Source organism: Stappia stellulata DSM 5886 (genome assembly GCF_000423705.1).
Classification (GTDB): domain Bacteria; phylum Pseudomonadota; class Alphaproteobacteria; order Rhizobiales; family Stappiaceae; genus Stappia; species Stappia stellulata.
The window spans coordinates 157,751-174,577 of the sequence record NZ_AUIM01000004.1; the positions used below are offsets into that span (position 1 = coordinate 157,751).

Annotated in this window: 15 protein-coding genes; 13 read left to right on the forward strand and 2 right to left on the reverse strand. The window is 66.1% G+C overall.

What is annotated here, in order from left to right:
* Positions 1-8 precede the first annotated feature (8 nt).
* The gene (locus G572_RS0100885; protein WP_029056878.1) at positions 9-782 is read left to right on the forward strand and encodes a sterol desaturase family protein; all 774 of its coding nucleotides are present in this window, start codon (positions 9-11) and stop codon (positions 780-782) included.
* Between the two features lie 19 nt (positions 783-801).
* Here G572_RS0100885 and G572_RS21890 read toward each other — a convergent pair whose 3' ends face one another.
* Both G572_RS21890 and G572_RS0100895 read right to left on the reverse strand, forming a co-directional pair.
* A complete protein-coding gene (locus tag G572_RS21890; RefSeq protein WP_208978990.1) occupies positions 802-1,425 on the reverse strand; it encodes a DUF6653 family protein in 624 nt (207 codons plus the stop codon).
* A 148-nt stretch (positions 1,426-1,573) separates the two neighbouring features.
* Positions 1,574-3,379: a PHA/PHB synthase family protein gene (locus G572_RS0100895; RefSeq protein WP_029056879.1), complete on the reverse strand. Its 1,806-nt coding sequence runs from the start codon at positions 3,377-3,379 to the stop codon at positions 1,574-1,576.
* A 219-nt stretch (positions 3,380-3,598) separates the two neighbouring features.
* On the opposite strand from G572_RS0100895, the gene G572_RS0100900 reads away from it, so the two are divergent.
* The 12 genes from G572_RS0100900 to G572_RS0100955 all read left to right on the forward strand — a co-directional run bounded on the left by G572_RS0100900 (position 3,599) and on the right by G572_RS0100955 (position 16,758).
* A complete protein-coding gene (locus G572_RS0100900; RefSeq protein ID WP_037544982.1) occupies positions 3,599-4,063 on the forward strand; it encodes a hypothetical protein in 465 nt (154 codons plus the stop codon).
* Between the two features lie 188 nt (positions 4,064-4,251).
* Positions 4,252-5,469: an LL-diaminopimelate aminotransferase gene (locus tag G572_RS0100905; RefSeq protein WP_029056881.1), complete on the forward strand. Its 1,218-nt coding sequence runs from the start codon at positions 4,252-4,254 to the stop codon at positions 5,467-5,469.
* Positions 5,470-5,523: 54 nt separating this feature from the next.
* On the forward strand, positions 5,524-6,846 hold the full coding sequence (locus G572_RS0100910; protein ID WP_029056882.1) for a homoserine dehydrogenase: 1,323 nt from the start codon (positions 5,524-5,526) through the stop codon (positions 6,844-6,846).
* A gap of 31 nt (positions 6,847-6,877) precedes the next feature.
* The gene (glpX, locus tag G572_RS0100915) at positions 6,878-7,873 is read left to right on the forward strand and encodes a class II fructose-bisphosphatase (protein WP_029056883.1); all 996 of its coding nucleotides are present in this window, start codon (positions 6,878-6,880) and stop codon (positions 7,871-7,873) included.
* 37 nt (positions 7,874-7,910) lie between these two features.
* Complete coding sequence (recJ, locus tag G572_RS0100920) at positions 7,911-9,734, forward strand: single-stranded-DNA-specific exonuclease RecJ (protein WP_029056884.1); 1,824 nt, start codon at positions 7,911-7,913, stop codon at positions 9,732-9,734.
* A gap of 99 nt (positions 9,735-9,833) precedes the next feature.
* The gene (locus G572_RS26135; protein WP_156884437.1) at positions 9,834-10,037 is read left to right on the forward strand and encodes a hypothetical protein; all 204 of its coding nucleotides are present in this window, start codon (positions 9,834-9,836) and stop codon (positions 10,035-10,037) included.
* Between the two features lie 99 nt (positions 10,038-10,136).
* Positions 10,137-11,054, forward strand: a complete 918-nt coding sequence (locus G572_RS0100930) for a nitrilase-related carbon-nitrogen hydrolase (RefSeq protein ID WP_208978991.1) — start codon at positions 10,137-10,139, stop codon at positions 11,052-11,054.
* Positions 11,054-11,449, forward strand: a complete 396-nt coding sequence (locus G572_RS0100935) for a DUF423 domain-containing protein (protein ID WP_051241400.1) — start codon at positions 11,054-11,056, stop codon at positions 11,447-11,449. The genes G572_RS0100930 and G572_RS0100935 overlap by 1 nt, the downstream gene beginning before the upstream one ends.
* Before the next feature lie 142 nt (positions 11,450-11,591).
* Entirely contained in the window at positions 11,592-12,845 is a 1,254-nt protein-coding gene (locus tag G572_RS0100940; protein WP_029056887.1) for a sarcosine oxidase subunit beta family protein, read from the forward strand.
* 10 nt (positions 12,846-12,855) lie between these two features.
* Positions 12,856-13,161 carry a sarcosine oxidase subunit delta gene (locus G572_RS0100945; RefSeq protein ID WP_029056888.1) on the forward strand — a complete coding sequence of 102 codons (306 nt, stop codon included), beginning with the start codon at positions 12,856-12,858 and terminating at the stop codon, positions 13,159-13,161.
* A complete protein-coding gene (locus tag G572_RS0100950) occupies positions 13,158-16,175 on the forward strand; it encodes a sarcosine oxidase subunit alpha family protein (protein WP_029056889.1) in 3,018 nt (1,005 codons plus the stop codon). The genes G572_RS0100945 and G572_RS0100950 overlap by 4 nt, the downstream gene beginning before the upstream one ends.
* The gene (locus G572_RS0100955) at positions 16,168-16,758 is read left to right on the forward strand and encodes a sarcosine oxidase subunit gamma (protein ID WP_029056890.1); all 591 of its coding nucleotides are present in this window, start codon (positions 16,168-16,170) and stop codon (positions 16,756-16,758) included. Before G572_RS0100950 ends, G572_RS0100955 begins: the two co-directional genes overlap by 8 nt.
* Positions 16,759-16,827: the final 69 nt, after the last annotated feature.

The window sequence follows — 16,827 nt, forward strand, 5'->3', positions numbered from 1 at the left end:
GAACCGCGATGCTCGATGTCCTGCTTGAATTTCTGCCGTTCTATGCGGTTGCCTATGGCATCAACGTGGCGCTCTATTTCGCGACCGGGGCCGTGCTCGTCGCAATCCAGAACCGGCATCCCGAGCGGCGGATCCAGCAGAACCGGCGTGGCGAAAAACGCATGTGGACGGAGATCCGCCAAAGCGTTGTGTCGCTGACGGTGACGGCCGGGTGTCTCGCCGGTGGCGTCTTCGCGTCGGTCAAGGGATGGACCTTCGTCGCGCCGCTGCCGCTGACATGGTGGTCGGCAATCCTCATGTTCGCCGTCTCGGTCGTCGCCTTCGATGCCTGGTTCTACTGGGGGCACCGGCTGATGCACACGCGCTGGCTCTACCGGTTTCACGCCGAGCATCATCGCTCCGTGGCGCCGACGGTGTGGAGCACCTACAGCGACGACCTTGTCGATGCCTTTGTCATGCAGAGTTACTATCTGTGGGCGGTGTTCATCCTGCCGATCCCGGTGGAGGTCCTGATCGCGCATCGGCTGGTCGATCACTTCAACGGAACGATTGGCCACTCGGGGTTCGAGTTCTATGCCTCGCCGTTTGTGCGCCGTCCCTCGCCAATGGTCTGCGTGACCTTCCACGACCGGCATCATTCGCGTTTTCGCTACAATTTCGCGAATTTCTTTTCCGTCTGGGACCGGTTGTGCGGAACGCTGGATCCCGGTTACGACACGGATGTGGAAGAAGCGGAACGCTCCGCGGCGACATCCACCGCGTCCTCCGCAAGGGACGTCTGACACAGCTCACCGCAGGCCGTCAGGAACCCGTCTTGCTGTGGCAGCCGCTGTCGGGAAGATTGTCGTTTACCGGAACCACCGTCCAGGACCGGTAGACGGGGTGGGCGTCTCGCATCACGTCGTAAAGCCGCGCCATGCTCTTCAGGAAGGCGAGCTTTCCGGCGTAGGTGAGCAGCGTGCCGACGATCACTGCCGGAACATGCAGCGCAATCGCGCCCCACATGCCGACGAGGAAACCGGCGCCGGTGACCAGTGACAGGATGACGGCCTGCCGGTTGTCCGCCGGCGGGATCGGAACGACTCCCCGGTTGAGCCAGACCCGCTCGCCGAATGTGGCGCGCGCATGCCAGCTGTCGAGGCGTCTGGGCGGCGGAAAGATCCTGGGATTGAGCCATAGCCAGACGCAAACCGCAGCGACAAGCGCAATCGCCGTCGGCCAGCCGTACCAGCCGTGCGCCCACACCGCCAGGAACAGGAAGGGCAGGGTCGCAAAGCGGGTCCACACGCTCCAGCCGCTGGCATGGCGTTGCCAGACCGCGGAGTCCATTCCCAGCAACCGCAGTCGCCCGGCGTTCATCGGCCGATAGGCCGAATAGCCCCGGGCCCGTCGTTGCATCGGCTCGGATGGAATCTGGTCTGGCATGGTCGGTCTTTGCATCGTCGGCTCTGCTGGTTCCGGTCCGGCTTTCCGGGCTGCAAAACGGCCGCCCCCCCGACTGAGGCGGAAAGTCTAGCGCACGGTGACGCGGAATGCCACGCAAAGACGGGCGAATTTCGCGACGAATACAACTTCAGGACGTTGCCTTCACAAAGCTCCCGGGAGCATCTTCCAGGATTTTCATGCGGTTGGCGCCAGGTTTGCGGGCCTTTGCCGTCGTGTCGTCATGCGCGCGGATCCACGCATCCCAATGCGGCCACCAGGACCCCGGAGTTTCGTCGGCCCTGGCCAGCCAGTCGTCGTATTCTCCTGTCGGGGTCGGTCCCGTCCAGAACTGGTACTTGTTGCGTGACGGCGGGTTGACGACGCCGGCGATGTGCCCGGAACCCGACAGCACGAAGTCGACCGGCCCCCCGAAGGACTGCGAACCGAGAAACACGGATTCCGGCGGCGCGATGTGGTCCTCGCGGGTCGCCAGATTGTAGACCGGGATCTTGACCTTGCCGAGGTCGAGCCGTTTTCCGCCGATCTCCATCGTACCCTTGCTCAGCCGGTTTTCCAGATAGCAGCTGCGCAGATAGAAGGAATGGTTGGCGGCCGGCATGCGGGTGGAATCGGAATTCCAGTACAGCAGGTCGAAGGGGAAGGGTTCCTTTCCCTTCAGATAGTTGTTGACCACATACGGCCAGATCAGGTCATTGGACCGCAGCAGGTTGAAAGCCGAAGCCATCTTCGTGCCATCGAGATAGCCCTTCTCGCCCATCCGCCGTTCCAGCGCCTCGATCTGTTCCTCGTCGACGAAGACCTGCAGGTCGCCGGCATGCGTGAAATCGACCTGCGTTGTGAAGAAGGTCGCCGATGCGATCCGCGTGTCGCCCGTGGCCGCCATATAGGCGAGTGTGACGCCGAGAAGCGTGCCGCCGACGCAATAGCCGATCGCATTGACCTCGTCCTGCTTCGTGGCACGCTTGATCACGTCGAGCGTTTCCAGGATGCCCTCGCGCATGTAGTGCTCGAAACTCTTTTGCGCCTGATGCTCGTCGGGATTGATCCAGGAAATGACGAAGACCGTGTGGCCCTGTTCGACGGCCCATTTGATGAACGACTTTTCCGGATTGAGATCGAGGATGTAAAACTTGTTGATCCACGGCGGCACGATCATCAGCGGTCGTTTCAGCACGGTGTCGGTGGTCGGCGTGTACTGGATCACCTGACGCACGTCGTTCTGCGCGATCACCTTGCCCGGCGTGATGCCGAGGTTCTTGCCGACCTTGAATTTGGTCGGGTCGGACTGGCGGATCTTCAGCTCGCCCTTGCCCGCCTCGATGTCCTCGGCAAGCAGCTTCATGCCGCGCACGAGGTTTTCGCCGTTCGATTCCAGCGTTTCGCGCAGAAGCTCCGGATTGGTCAGCACGAAGTTCGACGGCGACAGCGCGTTGGCGATCTGCTTGACGTAGAAATCCGCCTTGTGGCGTGTGTGTTCGTCGAGGTCGGCAGCCTCGACGACGAGCTGCTCCGCCCACTGCGACGTGATCAGGTAGATCTGTTTGACGAAATCGAAGAACTGGTTTTCGTTCCATTCCGGATCGCCGAACCGCTTGTCGCGCGGGTCGGCGGAGACCGCCGGTGTCGAGGCTTCGCCCATCATGCGCTTGAGCGACGAGTTCCACAGATCGATATATTTGGTCCACAGGCGCCCCTGCGCCTCGATGGCGCGCTGCGGATCCGACATCCAGTATTCGCCAACCTGGCCCAGCGTCTTGAAGATGACGGTCAGTTCGTCCGCCATTTCCGGCTTGATCTCGCCCCTTTCGCGCGGCTCGACATAGGCGGCCATCGCCTTGCCCGCGTTCTCCACGATGCGGGCGAGATTGTGTGCGAAGGCTTCAGGATTGTTGACGATGTAATGGAGAAGGGGATTCTTGTGGTCGTCCGTCATCCTGACTGCGCCCTCCGCGTGGTCGGTCCGGGCAGGCGGCGTTGTGCCGTGCCCGGGTATTGATTTGGTAGCTTGTCCGCTTGCCGGCATACTAGCGCTCGGTGACGCGCTGCTGACAAGTTGGACAAAGCGCTTACAATGTCGTAGACGCCGCAGCGGTTGCAAGCCGGTCGCTTGCGGTTTTATCAGGACGGAGCCGATTTGTCGCGAGGGCGCTTGATGAGACTTGGCCTTGTTATCGTTGCCGCGGGCTTGCTCGCCGGTTGCGCCTATGCGCCGTCGGGCACCTTGTTCGAGGCGCTTGAGGGCGGCGATCCCTATGTGTCGTCCGGAGCCGCGTCCTCCGTGACGCCGGAAGACAGGCTGTCGTCCGGGGCCTCCGCTGTCGCGCAGACGGAACCGGGGACGTCCTCCGGCACCCCGCTGGAACAGGCCTTGCAATCGCCTGCCGCTCCGACGGGGAGCGCGCCGGCCGGTGTGCTGAGCGGCGCCCCCTCGGTGTCGCGCGGGCTGATGTCCTACGAGGAAGCGGAAGAGCAGCGCTCGCGTCTTGAGGCGCTTGCCCGCAGCCGCGACGCGATCGCGACACCAAGAGCCACGACGTCCTCCGAGGCGCTGAAACGACTTTGGGCCGAACACGCGGATCGCGCCATTCGCGATATCGAAGGGCCGGCGGAGGAGTGACGTCCCCGGCGGGCGGCTTTGCACAGATTGCAGGGCAACCGGGCGTTTTTGCCGGTGCATGCGCACCAAGCGCCTGCTAGAACCCCGCGACCCGGGACGCCGAGCGCGCGGGATCGCGACATGACGGATCGAACGGACAACGCGGGGCCGCGCGCGCCGTTCTGCAGCCTGCGGGCGAGGATCGAACCATGGAAGAATTCTATCAAACCCGGCGCCTGCCGCCCTATGTCTTCGAGCAGGTCAACCGGCTGAAGGCCAAGGCGCGCGCCGGCGGCGCCGATATCATCGACCTCGGCATGGGCAACCCCGATCTGCCGACGCCGAAGCACATCGTCGAAAAGCTCACCGAGACGGTGCAGAACCCCAGGACGCACCGCTATTCCTCGTCCAAGGGCATCCCCGGCCTTCGCCGCGCGCAGGCGGCCTATTACGAGCGCCGCTTCGGCGTGAAGCTCAACCCGGACACCCAGGTCGTCGCGACGCTCGGCTCCAAGGAAGGCTTCGCCAACATGGCGCAGGCGATCTCCGCGCCGGGCGATGTCGTGCTGGTGCCCAACCCGAGCTATCCGATCCATGCCTTCGGCTTCCTGATGGCCGGCGCGGTGCTCAGGGCGATTCCCTCCGAGCCGGGACCGGAGGTGTTTCACGCGCTGGAACGCGCGCTTGTGCATTCGGTGCCCAAGCCCATCGCGATGATCCTGTGCTATCCGGCGAACCCGACCGCCTCGGTCGCCGATCTCGCGTTTTACCGAGACGTCGTGGCCTTCGCCAAGAAGCACGACATCTTCGTGCTCTCCGATCTCGCCTATTCCGAGATCTATTTCGGGGAGACGCCGCCGCCCTCGATCCTCGAGGTGCCGGGCGCCATCGATGTCGCGGTGGAATTCACGTCGCTGTCGAAGACCTATTCGATGCCGGGCTGGCGCATGGGCTTTGCTGTCGGCAACGAGCGGCTGATCTCGGCGCTGGCGCGGGTGAAGTCCTATCTCGACTATGGCGCCTTTACCCCGATCCAGGTGGCCGCGACCGCCGCGCTGAACGGGCCGGACGATTGCATCGTCGAGGCGCGGGCGATCTACAAGAAGCGCCGCGACACACTGGTGGAATCTTTCGGGCGCGCCGGATGGGAGGTGCCCGCGCCTGAAGCAAGCATGTTCGCCTGGGCGCCGATTCCGGAAAAGTTCCGCCATCTCGGCTCGGTGGAATTTTCAAAGCTCCTGATCGAACATGCCGACGTTGCCGTCGCGCCGGGGCTCGGCTTTGGCGAATACGGGGACGGCCATGTCCGCATCGCGCTGGTGGAAAACGAGCAGCGTATTCGCCAGGCGGCGCGAGGGCTGCGGCGCTTCCTTGAAACCGCAGACAAAACGTTGCACAACGTGATCCCCATCGAGGTATCGGGTTAGGCGCGGCACGTTCGGCGCCTGCGCCTTCACGGCTCACAAACGGATTGCGGATTTATGACCACTGAACTGCGCGTTGGCGTCGCGGGCTTGGGGACGGTTGGCGCCTCCCTGTTGCACCTTCTGGAAACCAGGTCGTCGGCATTGGCCGCGCGCTGCGGTCGTCCCGTGCGCGTCAGCGCGGTGAGCGCGCGCGACCGCACGCGCGACCGGGGCGCGGATCTCTCCGCCATGGCGTGGTTCGACGATCCCGTCGCGCTTGCCGGCTCGCCCGATATCGACGTGTTCGTCGAGCTGATCGGCGGCGACAGCGGTCCGGCCGAGGACAGCGTGCGCGCAGCCCTTTCCGCCGGCAAGTCGGTGGTCACCGCCAACAAGGCGCTTCTCGCCAAACACGGTGTCGCGCTGGCCCGGCTTGCGGAAGACCATTCCGTCAGCCTGTCCTACGAGGCGGCCGTCGCCGGCGGCATTCCGGTCATCAAGACCATGCGCGAGTCGCTCGCCGGAAACGAGATCGACCGCGTCTATGGCATTCTCAACGGCACCTGCAATTACATCCTGACCCGCATGGAGCAGGACGGGCTCGACTTTTCCGATTGCCTCGCAGACGCCCAGCGTCTCGGCTATGCAGAGGCCGATCCGACCTTCGACATCGAGGGCAACGACACCGCCCACAAGCTGGCGATCCTGACGTCGCTGGCCTTCGGCTCGCAGATCAACAGCGAGAAGATCTATCTGGAGGGCATCTCCTCCATTACCCGCGCCGACATCGAGGCCGCCAGCGAGCTTGGCTACCGTATCAAGCTGCTCGGCGTTGCCCAGCGCACCGACAGCGGTATCGAGCAGCGCGTGCATCCCACGATGGTGCCCAAGGCCTCCGCCATCGCGCGCATCGACGGTGTGCTGAACGCGGTCGCGATCGACGGCGACGCCGTCGGCGAGGTCGTGCTGGTCGGCCCGGGTGCGGGCGGCAGCGCGACGGCCTCCGCCGTGCTCGGCGACATTGTCGACGTGGCGCGCGGCCTGTCGGTGCCGACGCTCGGCATGCCGGCGCATGAGCTTGCCCCCTACCAGGCGGCGCGGATGCGCATGCACGAGGGGGGCTATTATATCCGTCTGGCGGTCTACGACCGCTCCGGCGCCTTTGCCGAAATCGCGCAGATCATGGCGGACGAGGGCATCTCGCTTGAATCCATCGTGCAGCGCGACCGCGCCCGCATTCACGCGGAGGCGGAGACGCATGGCGATGCGCCGCAGCCGGTGATCCTGACAACCTATGAAACCACGGAAGCCGCCGTGAAACGGGCGCTGGGGACGATCACCGCGAGGAATGTGGTGGCGGGCACGCCCCAGATGATCCGCATCGAAAAGCTCCGTTGACCCCTTGTTGACCCCGATTTGAGGAAATCCGATGTCCACCTCCGACGCCGCGCATAGCGAAGCTCTCGACCGCATCCTGACCCTGGAACTGGCCCGCGTGACCGAACGCGCCGCCGTTGCCGCCGCGCGCCTGCGCGGTCGTGGCGACGAAATGTCCGCCGACCAGGCCGCCGTCGACGCCATGCGCCGCGAACTCAACTGCCTTCCCATCGACGGGACAGTGGTCATCGGCGAGGGTGAGCGCGACGAGGCGCCGATGCTCTACATTGGCGAAACCGTGGGAACCGGTCAGGGGCCGGCCGTCGACATTGCGCTCGATCCCCTCGAAGGCACGACGATCTGCGCCAAGAACCTGCCGAACTCGCTGGCCGTGATCGCGCTGGCACCGAAGGGCGGTCTCCTGAACGCCCCCGACAGCTATATGGACAAGATCGCCATCGGCCCGGGCTATCCCGCCGGCATCGTCGATCTCGACGCGCCGGTCGCCGACAACATCGCGGCGCTGGCGAAGGCCAAGGGCGTTCCCGTCGGCGAGATCACCGCCTGCGTGCTCGACCGTCCGCGCCATGCGCGCCTGATCGAGGACCTGCGCGCGACCGGCGTCTCCGTGCGTCTGATCGGCGATGGCGATGTGGCCGGGATCATCCATGCGACAGACCCCGACGAGACGGGCATCGACATCTACATGGGCATCGGCGGTGCGCCGGAAGGCGTTCTGGCGGCCGCGGCCCTTCGCTGCATCGGCGGCCAGATGCAGGGCCGGCTGGTAATCACCCGCGACGAGCAGGTGGAACGCGCGCACAAGATGGGCATCTCCGACATCAAGCGCAAATACACCATGGAAGAGATGGCGACCGGCGACGTGCTTTTCGCAGCCACCGGCGTGACCGACGGCAACTTCCTCCAGGGCGTTCGCTTCGGCCGCAACGACATCACCACCCATACGGTCGTGATGCGCTCCACCACCGGCACGGTGCGCTACATCAAGGCGCGTCACACGCAGGTCGAGAAATTCCACCTGGACTGAGGCGCACCGCGCCCAGGCCGCAAGACGGACGCCGCGCATGAGCCCGACCCTTCCGGTTGACCGTGAACAGCGCCGACAGGTGCTCGGGGTCGGCCGTTCCGTCGGCGAACGTGTCTGGCGTGAACGGCTCAGCCCGCAGCAGAATGCCACTGCGCTCGCGATTGCGCAGCGCAGTGACATTCCCGAAGTCGTCGCCCGGGTGCTCGCCGCCCGGGACGTGACGATCGACGGCGCGGACGCGTTTCTCGATCCTACCGTCAAGGCGCTGATGCCGGATCCCTCCGTGCTTCAGGACCTGGAGTCCGGCGTTGCGCGCGTGGCCGATGCCATTCAGGCCGGCCACACCATCGCGATCTTCGGCGATTACGATGTCGACGGGGCGACATCCTCCGCGTTGCTCAGCCGCTACCTCTCCGCGCTCGGCATCCGCAATCGCATCCACATTCCCGACCGCATCATCGAAGGCTACGGACCGAATGGTCCCGCGATCCGCATGTTGCGGGAGGAGGGCGCGGATCTGCTCGTCTGCGTCGATTGCGGCAGCACCTCCTTCGAGGCCTTTGCGGATGCCCGGGACGTCGGCCTCGACGTGGTGGTGCTCGATCATCACCAGGTCGGCGAGGACCTGCCCCCGACCGCCGCCCTGGTCAACCCGAACCGTCAGGACGATTTGTCGGGCCTCGGGCATCTTGCCGCCGTCGGCGTCACTTTCCTGTTCGTGGTGGGCCTCAATCGCGAATTGCGCCGCCGGAGCCTGTTCAAGACCCGGCGCGAGCCGGATCTCCTGTCCTTGCTGGATCTCGCGGCCGTTGGCACGGTCTGCGACGTGGTTCCGCTCAAGGGCCTCAACCGTGCCTTTGTGCGCAAGGGTATCCTGGCGCTTCATGCGCGCGCCAATGTCGGGCTTGCCGCCCTTTGCGATGTCGCGCGTGTCCATGGTCCGCCGTCGCCCTATCATCTCGGCTTTCTGGTCGGGCCGCGCATCAACGCGGGCGGGCGCATCGGCGATGCCGCCCTTGGCGCGCGCCTGCTGACCACGCACGACATGGACGAGGCGCGCGGTATTGCCGAAACGCTCGACCGGCTGAACGGCGAGCGTCAGGCGCTGGAAGCCATCATGCTGGAGGAGGGCGACGCCCAGGCGCTTGTCAGCGTCGAGGCGAGCGATCCGAGCGTCCTGCTGACCGGCTCCGACGGTTGGCACCCGGGCGTCGTCGGTCTCGTGGCCTCGCGGCTGAAGGATCGTTATCGCCGGCCCGCTTTCGCCATTGCCTATGACGTGAACGGGAAGGGCACCGGGTCCGGGCGCTCCATTCCCGGCGTGGATCTCGGGGCCGCCGTGCGCAAGGCGGTCGACGAGGGCATTCTGGAGAAGGGCGGCGGCCACGCCATGGCGGCGGGCCTTACCGTCCGGCGCGACCGTCTTGCCGATCTCTCCGCCTTTCTCGACGCCGCGCTTGCGGCACAGGTGGAAACCGCGCGTGCGGAAAACGAACTGAAGATCGACGGAGCGCTGACGGCATCGGCCGCCAGCACGGATCTGGTGCATGCGCTTGAGCAGGCCGGCCCCTTCGGCGCCGGGCACCCCGAGCCGGTCTTCGCGCTCCCGAGCCACCGCGTGTCCTACGCCGATACCGTCGGCAAGGGGCACGTCCGCCTGACGCTGGCCGATGGCGGCGGCGGCAGCCTCAAGGCGATTGCCTTCAAGGCGGCGGACACGCCGCTCGGCAAGATGCTGCTGGAAAAGCGTGGCGATCCGCTGCATGTCGCCGGTTGTCTTTCGCTCGACACCTGGCAGGGGCGCGAGCGTGTGCAGTTTCGCGTGCTGGATGCCGCCGACCCGCGCCAGAGCCGCATGTGAACGAATTGCCGGGTCGCCGGCAGTATTTGCCGGGCCATTAACAAAGCGGAAAGGCTGTCCCCATACCCTGAGGATGGATGGGTAAAGCGGGATGGAATCATGTCTCCCAGGGCACAGCTGCGCCAGCTTATGTCGGATGTCGACCGGGCAGCGGACAATGCGGATCACGCCTTGCAGACGCTGCGGTCGCGCGGTGTCGTGGGCGTGATGCCGCAAAAGGACGCCGCGGTTTCCCCGTTGCGGTCCGGTCTGGTGCTCGCCAACTTGCTGATGGCCGGCAAGATCCTGTCCTCCCAGGACTGACGCGACCGCTTTTGCGCTGACGTCAATTCGACGCGGGCCGGGTGTTTCAACGCCTGCGACGCTTGAATTTGCGCGGCATTGCGGTCAGCATCCGCTCCCATGACAATGGATTCCTTTCGCCTCGCGCTTTGCGCCTACAATCTCGGCTCGGGCGGTTCATCGCGCGACGCTTTTCTCGCCGGTGTAGATGCGCGTCTTGAGCGCGCGCGCAAGGACGGCGCGCGGTTGCTCGTTCTTCCCGAATATCTGAGTGAGGCATTCCTTGCCTGGAAGCCCGACGGTCTCCGGCCGACGGAAGAACTCGCATGGATGGCCGGCGAAGCGGATGCGCTTCTTCCGGCGTTGAAGGGCATGGTCGTCCGACACGGGATCTCGTTGCTCGCCGGGTCCATGCCGTGGCCCGCGCCCGTCGGTGCGCAAGGTTACGTCAATCGCGCCTTCGCGCTGCTCGCCGACGGAAGCGAGGTCGTCCACGACAAGCTTGCGCTTACCCCGTTCGAGAAAGACCCCGAGACCTGGTTGCTGACGCCCGGCGCGCATGTGCCGCTGTTCGAGATCGAGGGCGTGCGCATGGCCATGCTGATCTGCCTCGACGTCGAGATGCCAGCGCTTTCCTGCCTGATCGCGAAGGACGCTCCGGATGTGCTTCTGGTCCCCTCCATGACCTCGAGCCTTGCCGGATATCATCGTGTTTTCGGCTGCGCGAAGGCGCGTGCCGTGGAGCTTCTGGGCGCCGTTGCCGTTTGCGGTGTCGTGGGCGCCGCACCCGGCACCACCCAGAACGACACCAATGTCTCGGGAGCCGCCCTCTATCTCCCGTGCGAACCGAGCCTCGGTTACACCGGGATTGGCGCCGAGCTTGCGCCCGTCGACGGTATGGCCGGCGAAGAGCCGTATCTGGTCGTCGATGTGCCGGTGGCCGAGATCCGCCGCCTTCGCGCCGGCGGAGCCGAGGTCTGGCCGGGGGCCTGGAGTGCGGCGGACGTCTCGCTCCAAAGGGCCGGGGAGGACGCGTGATGAGCGCGCCCGATACCCTGTCGCATGGCCCGAAGGCCGCGCCGCTGGTGCTTGCCGGGCTTTGCGGGCTTTTGGGCGTCGGGTTGTCGGCGGCGGCCACGCATTCGCCGGTCGGCGCGCTGCTCGATCCGGCTGCGCGCATGCTGATCGCCCATGCGCCGCTGTTCCTGTTTCTCAGCCTTGCCCGGCATCTGGCGCCGCGCGGCGCGGCCCTTGCGATAACATGTGCCGCCGCCGTGGGGCTGGTCCTGTTTGCCGGCGACTTGAGCGCGCGCGCCTTTCTGGGGCACCGTCTATTCGCCTTCGCCGCGCCGCTTGGCGGCGGGTTGTTGATCCTGGCCTGGGCATCGGTTGCCCTTGCCGGTCTTGCCGCCCTGATGCAGCGCAAGGGGTGAGGGGGCGGGCAACCTGTTTGCCTGCGACGCATTGGGCCGCCCCGATGTCGGTTTTATGCAAGCGCCCGCGTTCGGGGAGCGGCACAAATCAGGGACGATGTGCGAAGGGGCACGCCTTTCGCGCCACCAAACCGAGGTTCGCATGACCCGTTTCTCGTTCTGGGAACTGGCCCGCAAGGCGGTCAACGCCCATCAGGACTGGGGCCACCAGTGGCGCAAGCCCGACCCGAAGCCCGAATATGACGTGATCATCATCGGTGCCGGCGGGCATGGACTGGCGACCGCCTATTATCTGGCAAAGGAACACGGCGTCACCAATGTCGCCGTGCTGGAGAAGGGCTGGCTCGGCGGTGGAAACACCGGGCGCAACACCACCATCGTTCGGTCCAACTACCTGTGGGAGGAGAGCGAGGGGCTCTACGACCAAGCCATGGACCTGTGGCAGGACCTGTCGCAGGAACTGAACTACAACATCATGTATTCCGCGCGCGGCGTGATGATGCTGGCGCATACGGTGCATGACGTTCAGGTGTTCAAGCGCCACGTCCACGCCAACCGGCTCGCCGGCGTCCAGAACGAATGGCTGACGCCGGAGGAGGCCAAGGCCTATTGCCCGCCGCTCAACATCGGCAAGAACATCCGCTATCCGGTGATGGGGGCGGCGCTGCAGCGCAAGGCCGGCGTCGCGCGTCACGATGCGGTTGCCTGGGGCTATGCGCGCGGCGCGGACCAATATGGCGTCGACATCATCCAGAATTGCGCGGTGACCGGCATCCGCCGCGCGGCCGACGGGTCCGTGTCGGGTGTCGAGACCTCGCGCGGCTTCATCGGCGCGAAGAAGGTCGGCGTTGTCGCCGCCGGTCACACCAGCGTGGTGATGGACATGGCTGGCGTGCGCATGCCGCTGGAATCCAACCCGCTGCAGGCGCTGGTCTCCGAGCCGGTCAAGCCGTGCTTTCCCTGCGTGGTCATGTCCAACACGGTGCACGCCTATCTCTCGCAGTCCGACAAGGGGGAGCTGGTGATCGGCGCCGGCACCGACCAATATGTCTCCTACAGCCAGACCGGCGGCCTGCAGATCACAACCCATACGGTGGATGCCATCTGCGAGTTGTTTCCGATGTTCCGCCGCATGCGCATGCTGCGCAACTGGGGCGGGATCGTCGACGTCACGCCGGACCGCTCGCCGATCATCGGCAAGACGCCGGTGCCGGGGCTTTTCGTCAATTGCGGCTGGGGCACGGGCGGTTTCAAGGCGACCCCGGGCTCGGGGCATGTCTTCGCCCACACCATCGCGCGCGACGAGCCGCATCGAATCAACGCCCCCTTCACGCTGGACCGGTTCCGCACCGGTCGCCTGATCGACGAGGCGGCCGCGGCCGCCGTCGCACACTGAGGCCGGACCCATGCTTCTCATCCATTGTCCCTGGTGCGGCATCGAACGCCCGGAGATCGAGTTCCGCTGCGGCGGCGAGGCGCATATCGACCGCCCCGGTCAGCCGGGCGATCTCGACGATCGGCAATGGGCCGATTTTCTCTACATGCGCAGCAACCCGAAGGGCCTTCTGGCGGAGCGCTGGCGCCACGTCCACGGGTGCGGACGCTTCTTCAACGCGGTGCGCCACACCGTGAGCGACAGCTTCGTCTGCGTCTACAAGACCGGCGAGCCTTGCCCGGACCTTGAGGCCCTGGCCCGGGAGGGCGCACAGTGACGCAACGAAACCGCACGCAGGAAGGCGGGCGCATCGACCGCGAGGCGCCCGTTTCCTTCACCTTCGACGGCAAGCGCTACCAGGGCTTTGCCGGCGACACGCTGGCCTCCGCGCTTCTGGCGAATGACGTCCATCTGGTCGGCCGCTCGTTCAAGTATCACCGGCCGCGCGGCATCGTCACCGCCGGCTCGGAAGAGCCGAATGCGCTTGTCGGCGTGGCGCGGAGCCAGGCCCGGCACTTGAGCGGCGAGGCGACGCCCAACCTGCGCGCCACGCAGGTCGAGATCCACGACGGGCTGGCAGCCGAAAGCCAGAACCGCTGGCCGTCGCTGTCCTTCGACATCGGCGCGGTCAACGACAAGCTGTCGCCGCTCTTCGTCGCGGGCTTCTACTACAAGACCTTCATGTGGCCGAAGAGCTTCTGGAACAAGGTCTATGAGCCCTTCATCCGGTCCGCCGCCGGTCTCGGCAGGGCGCCGAAAAAGCCCGACACGGACACTTACGCCAACACCTATGCCCATTGCGACGTGCTGGTCGCCGGCAGCGGACCGGCCGGCCTTGCCGCAGCCCTTGCGGCGGCACGCAGCGGTGCGCGCGTGATCCTCGCGGACGAACAGGCGGAATTCGGCGGCAGCCTGCTGCATGAGCGCGGCGCGGAAATCGACGGCAAGCCGGCATCGGACTGGCTTGCAGGCGCGCTCGCCGAACTTGGCGACAATCCGCGCGTCACGCTTTTGCCGCGCACCACGGTCTTCGGCTATTTCAACCACAACTTCCTCGCGCTCGCCGAGCGTGTCACCGACCACCTGGCCAAACCCGATCCTGAACGTCCGCGCGAGCGCATGTGGCAGGTGCGCGCCAAGCAGGTGGTGATCGCTTCCGGCGCCATCGAGCGCCCGCTGGTCTTCCCGGAAAACGACCGCCCCGGCGTGATGATGGCCGAGGCCGGGCGGATCTACGCCAACCGCTACGGCGTGCTCCCCGGCAAGCGAATAGCCGTTGCGACCGCCTGCGACAGTGCGTGGCGCGCGGCTTTCGATATCGCGGAGGCCGGTGGCGCCATAGCGGTGATCGCCGATCTGCGCGCCGATCCGCCGGCAGATCTTGTTGCGCGGGCGGCCGCGCTCGGCGTTCGCGTGGAACGCGGCTGCGCGGTCACCGGTGTCATCGGCAAGACGCGCGTCAAGCGCGTCCTCCTCGGCCGGATCTCGGACGCGGGCGTCCTGTCCGCCGGCGAGGTCGACGTCGACTGCCTGCTGATGTCGGGGGGCTGGACTCCGAACGTCAGCTTGCATTCGCAAGCGCGCGGCAAGCTCGACTGGCAGGCCGACAAGGGCGCCTTCCTCCCCGGCGATCCGGTCCAGGCGCAAGGCTCCGCCGGAAGTTGCCGGGGCGTCGACGGGCTTGCCGAGGTTCTCGCGGACGGTGCCCGGGCCGGTGTTGCGGCGGCAACCGCCGTCGGACATGAAGGCGACACGCCTGAATTCGCCGCAACCGGTGGCGAGGCCGGCGACGGCTGGTGGCTTGGCGCCGTGCCGCATGACCGCGACGCCGCGCGGGTGCGCGCCTTCGTCGATTTCCAGAACGATGTGACCGCCAAGGACGTCAAGCTCGCGGTGCGCGAGGGCATGCAGTCCATCGAGCACATCAAGCGCTACACGACGACCGGCATGGCGACCGACCAGGGCCGTCTGTCGAACATGAACGCGCTGTCGATTGCCTCCGGCGCGCTTGGCAACGAGATCCCGCAGGTCGGGCTCACCACCTTTCGCCAGCCCTATACGCCGGTGACCTTCGGGACGCTGGCGACCACCTCGCGCGGCGATCTGTTCGATCCGGTGCGCAAGACGCCGATCCACGACTGGGCGGCGAAACAGGGCGCGGCCTTCGAGGACGTCGCGCTGTGGAAACGCGCCTGGTACTTTCCGAAGGGCGGCGAGGACATGCACGACGCGGTCGCGCGCGAGTGCCGCACGGTGCGCGAGAGCGTCGGCCTGTTCGACGCGACCACGCTCGGCAAGATCGAGATCGTCGGCCCGGATGCGGCCGAATTCCTCAACCGCATCTACACCAACCCCTGGACGAAACTCGGGGTGGGCAAGCTGCGCTATGGGCTGATGCTCAACGAGGCCGGTTTCATCATGGACGACGGCGTCGTCGGGCGGCTGGCGGAGGATCGCTTCCACGTCACCACGACGACGGGCGGCGCACCGCGCGTGCTCGCCCACATGGAAGACTACCTCCAGACCGAATGGAGCGACCTCGACGTCTGGCTCACCTCGACGACCGAGCAATGGGCTGTGATCGCGGTGCAGGGGCCGAAGGCACGCGAGGCGATTGCCCCGCTTGTCGACGATATCGACCTGTCGGGCGATGCCTTCCCGCATATGTCTGTGCGCGAGGGGCATGTGATGGGCGGTATACCCTGCCGTTTGTTCCGCATGAGCTTCACCGGCGAGGCGGGATACGAGATCAACGTGCCGCCGTCGCGCGCCCGTGCGATATGGGAGGCCGTCTGGGCGAATGTCGAGAAGCTCGGCGGCTGCGCCTATGGCACGGAAACCATGCATGTCCTGCGCGCCGAAAAGGGCTACATCATCGTCGGACAGGAGACCGACGGCACGGTGACGCCGGACGATGTCGGCATGACCTGGGCCATTGGCAAGAAGAAGCCGGATTTCGTCGGAAAACGCTCGCTTGCCCGGCCCGATCTCGTCGCCGAGGGGCGCAAGCAGATGGTCGGCCTCTTGACGAAGGACGGCAAGACGCTGCTTGAGGAGGGCGCGCAAGTGACCGTGGAACGGTCTCCCGCGCGCGGCACTTCCGCGCTTGGTCATGTCACCTCGTCCTATCGGTCGCCCGCCGCAGGGCGCCCTATCGCGCTTGCCATGATCGCGGGCGGACGGGCCCGCATCGGCGAGACCCTGCATGTGCCGATGCCCGACGGCGGGATCGCCGTCGAGGTCGTCCGGCCCGTTTTCGTCGATCCGGAAGGAACCCGGCTCAATGTCTGATCTCGCCCTTTATTCGCCCGCCGCCGCCGACGGCGCGAGCGTTCTCAAGCGCTCCGACGTTTCGGTCACTCGTGCGGCACCGCTTGCCCGGCTTGCCTTTCGCGGCGATGCAACGGCGGCCGGCAAGGCGGGTGCGGCCTTCGGCGCCTCGCTGCCGATGACCCCGCTCGCCGCCAACCCGGTTGGCAAGCGCGCCGCCCTGTGGCTCGGCCCGGACGAATGGCTGCTGCTCGCGGCACCTGAAACGGAAACGCAAGACGTGCCCTGGAGCCTCGCCAGGAGCCTTTTCGACGAGGTCGAGACAGCCCTGGCGACGATCCCGCATGCGCTGGTCGACGTGTCGGAGCGCAACGTCGCGCTGATCGTCAGCGGCCCCGGCGCCGCCCGCTTGCTCAACACGCAGGTGTTTCTGGATCTCGACGAGAGCGTTTTTCCCGTCGGGCAGGTGACGCGCACGCTGTTCACCAAGGCGGAGATCACGCTCTGGCGTACCGCGCCCGACACCTTCGTCCTGGAGTGCTGGAACAGTTTCGCGCCCTACATCGAGGGGTTGCTGGCAACGGCACCGGAAGACGCGACGTAAGGGACACCGCGAGACCGGTCGACACCTACATGTTGATTTGAAAGCATAATCATTTGGATACGACATCGG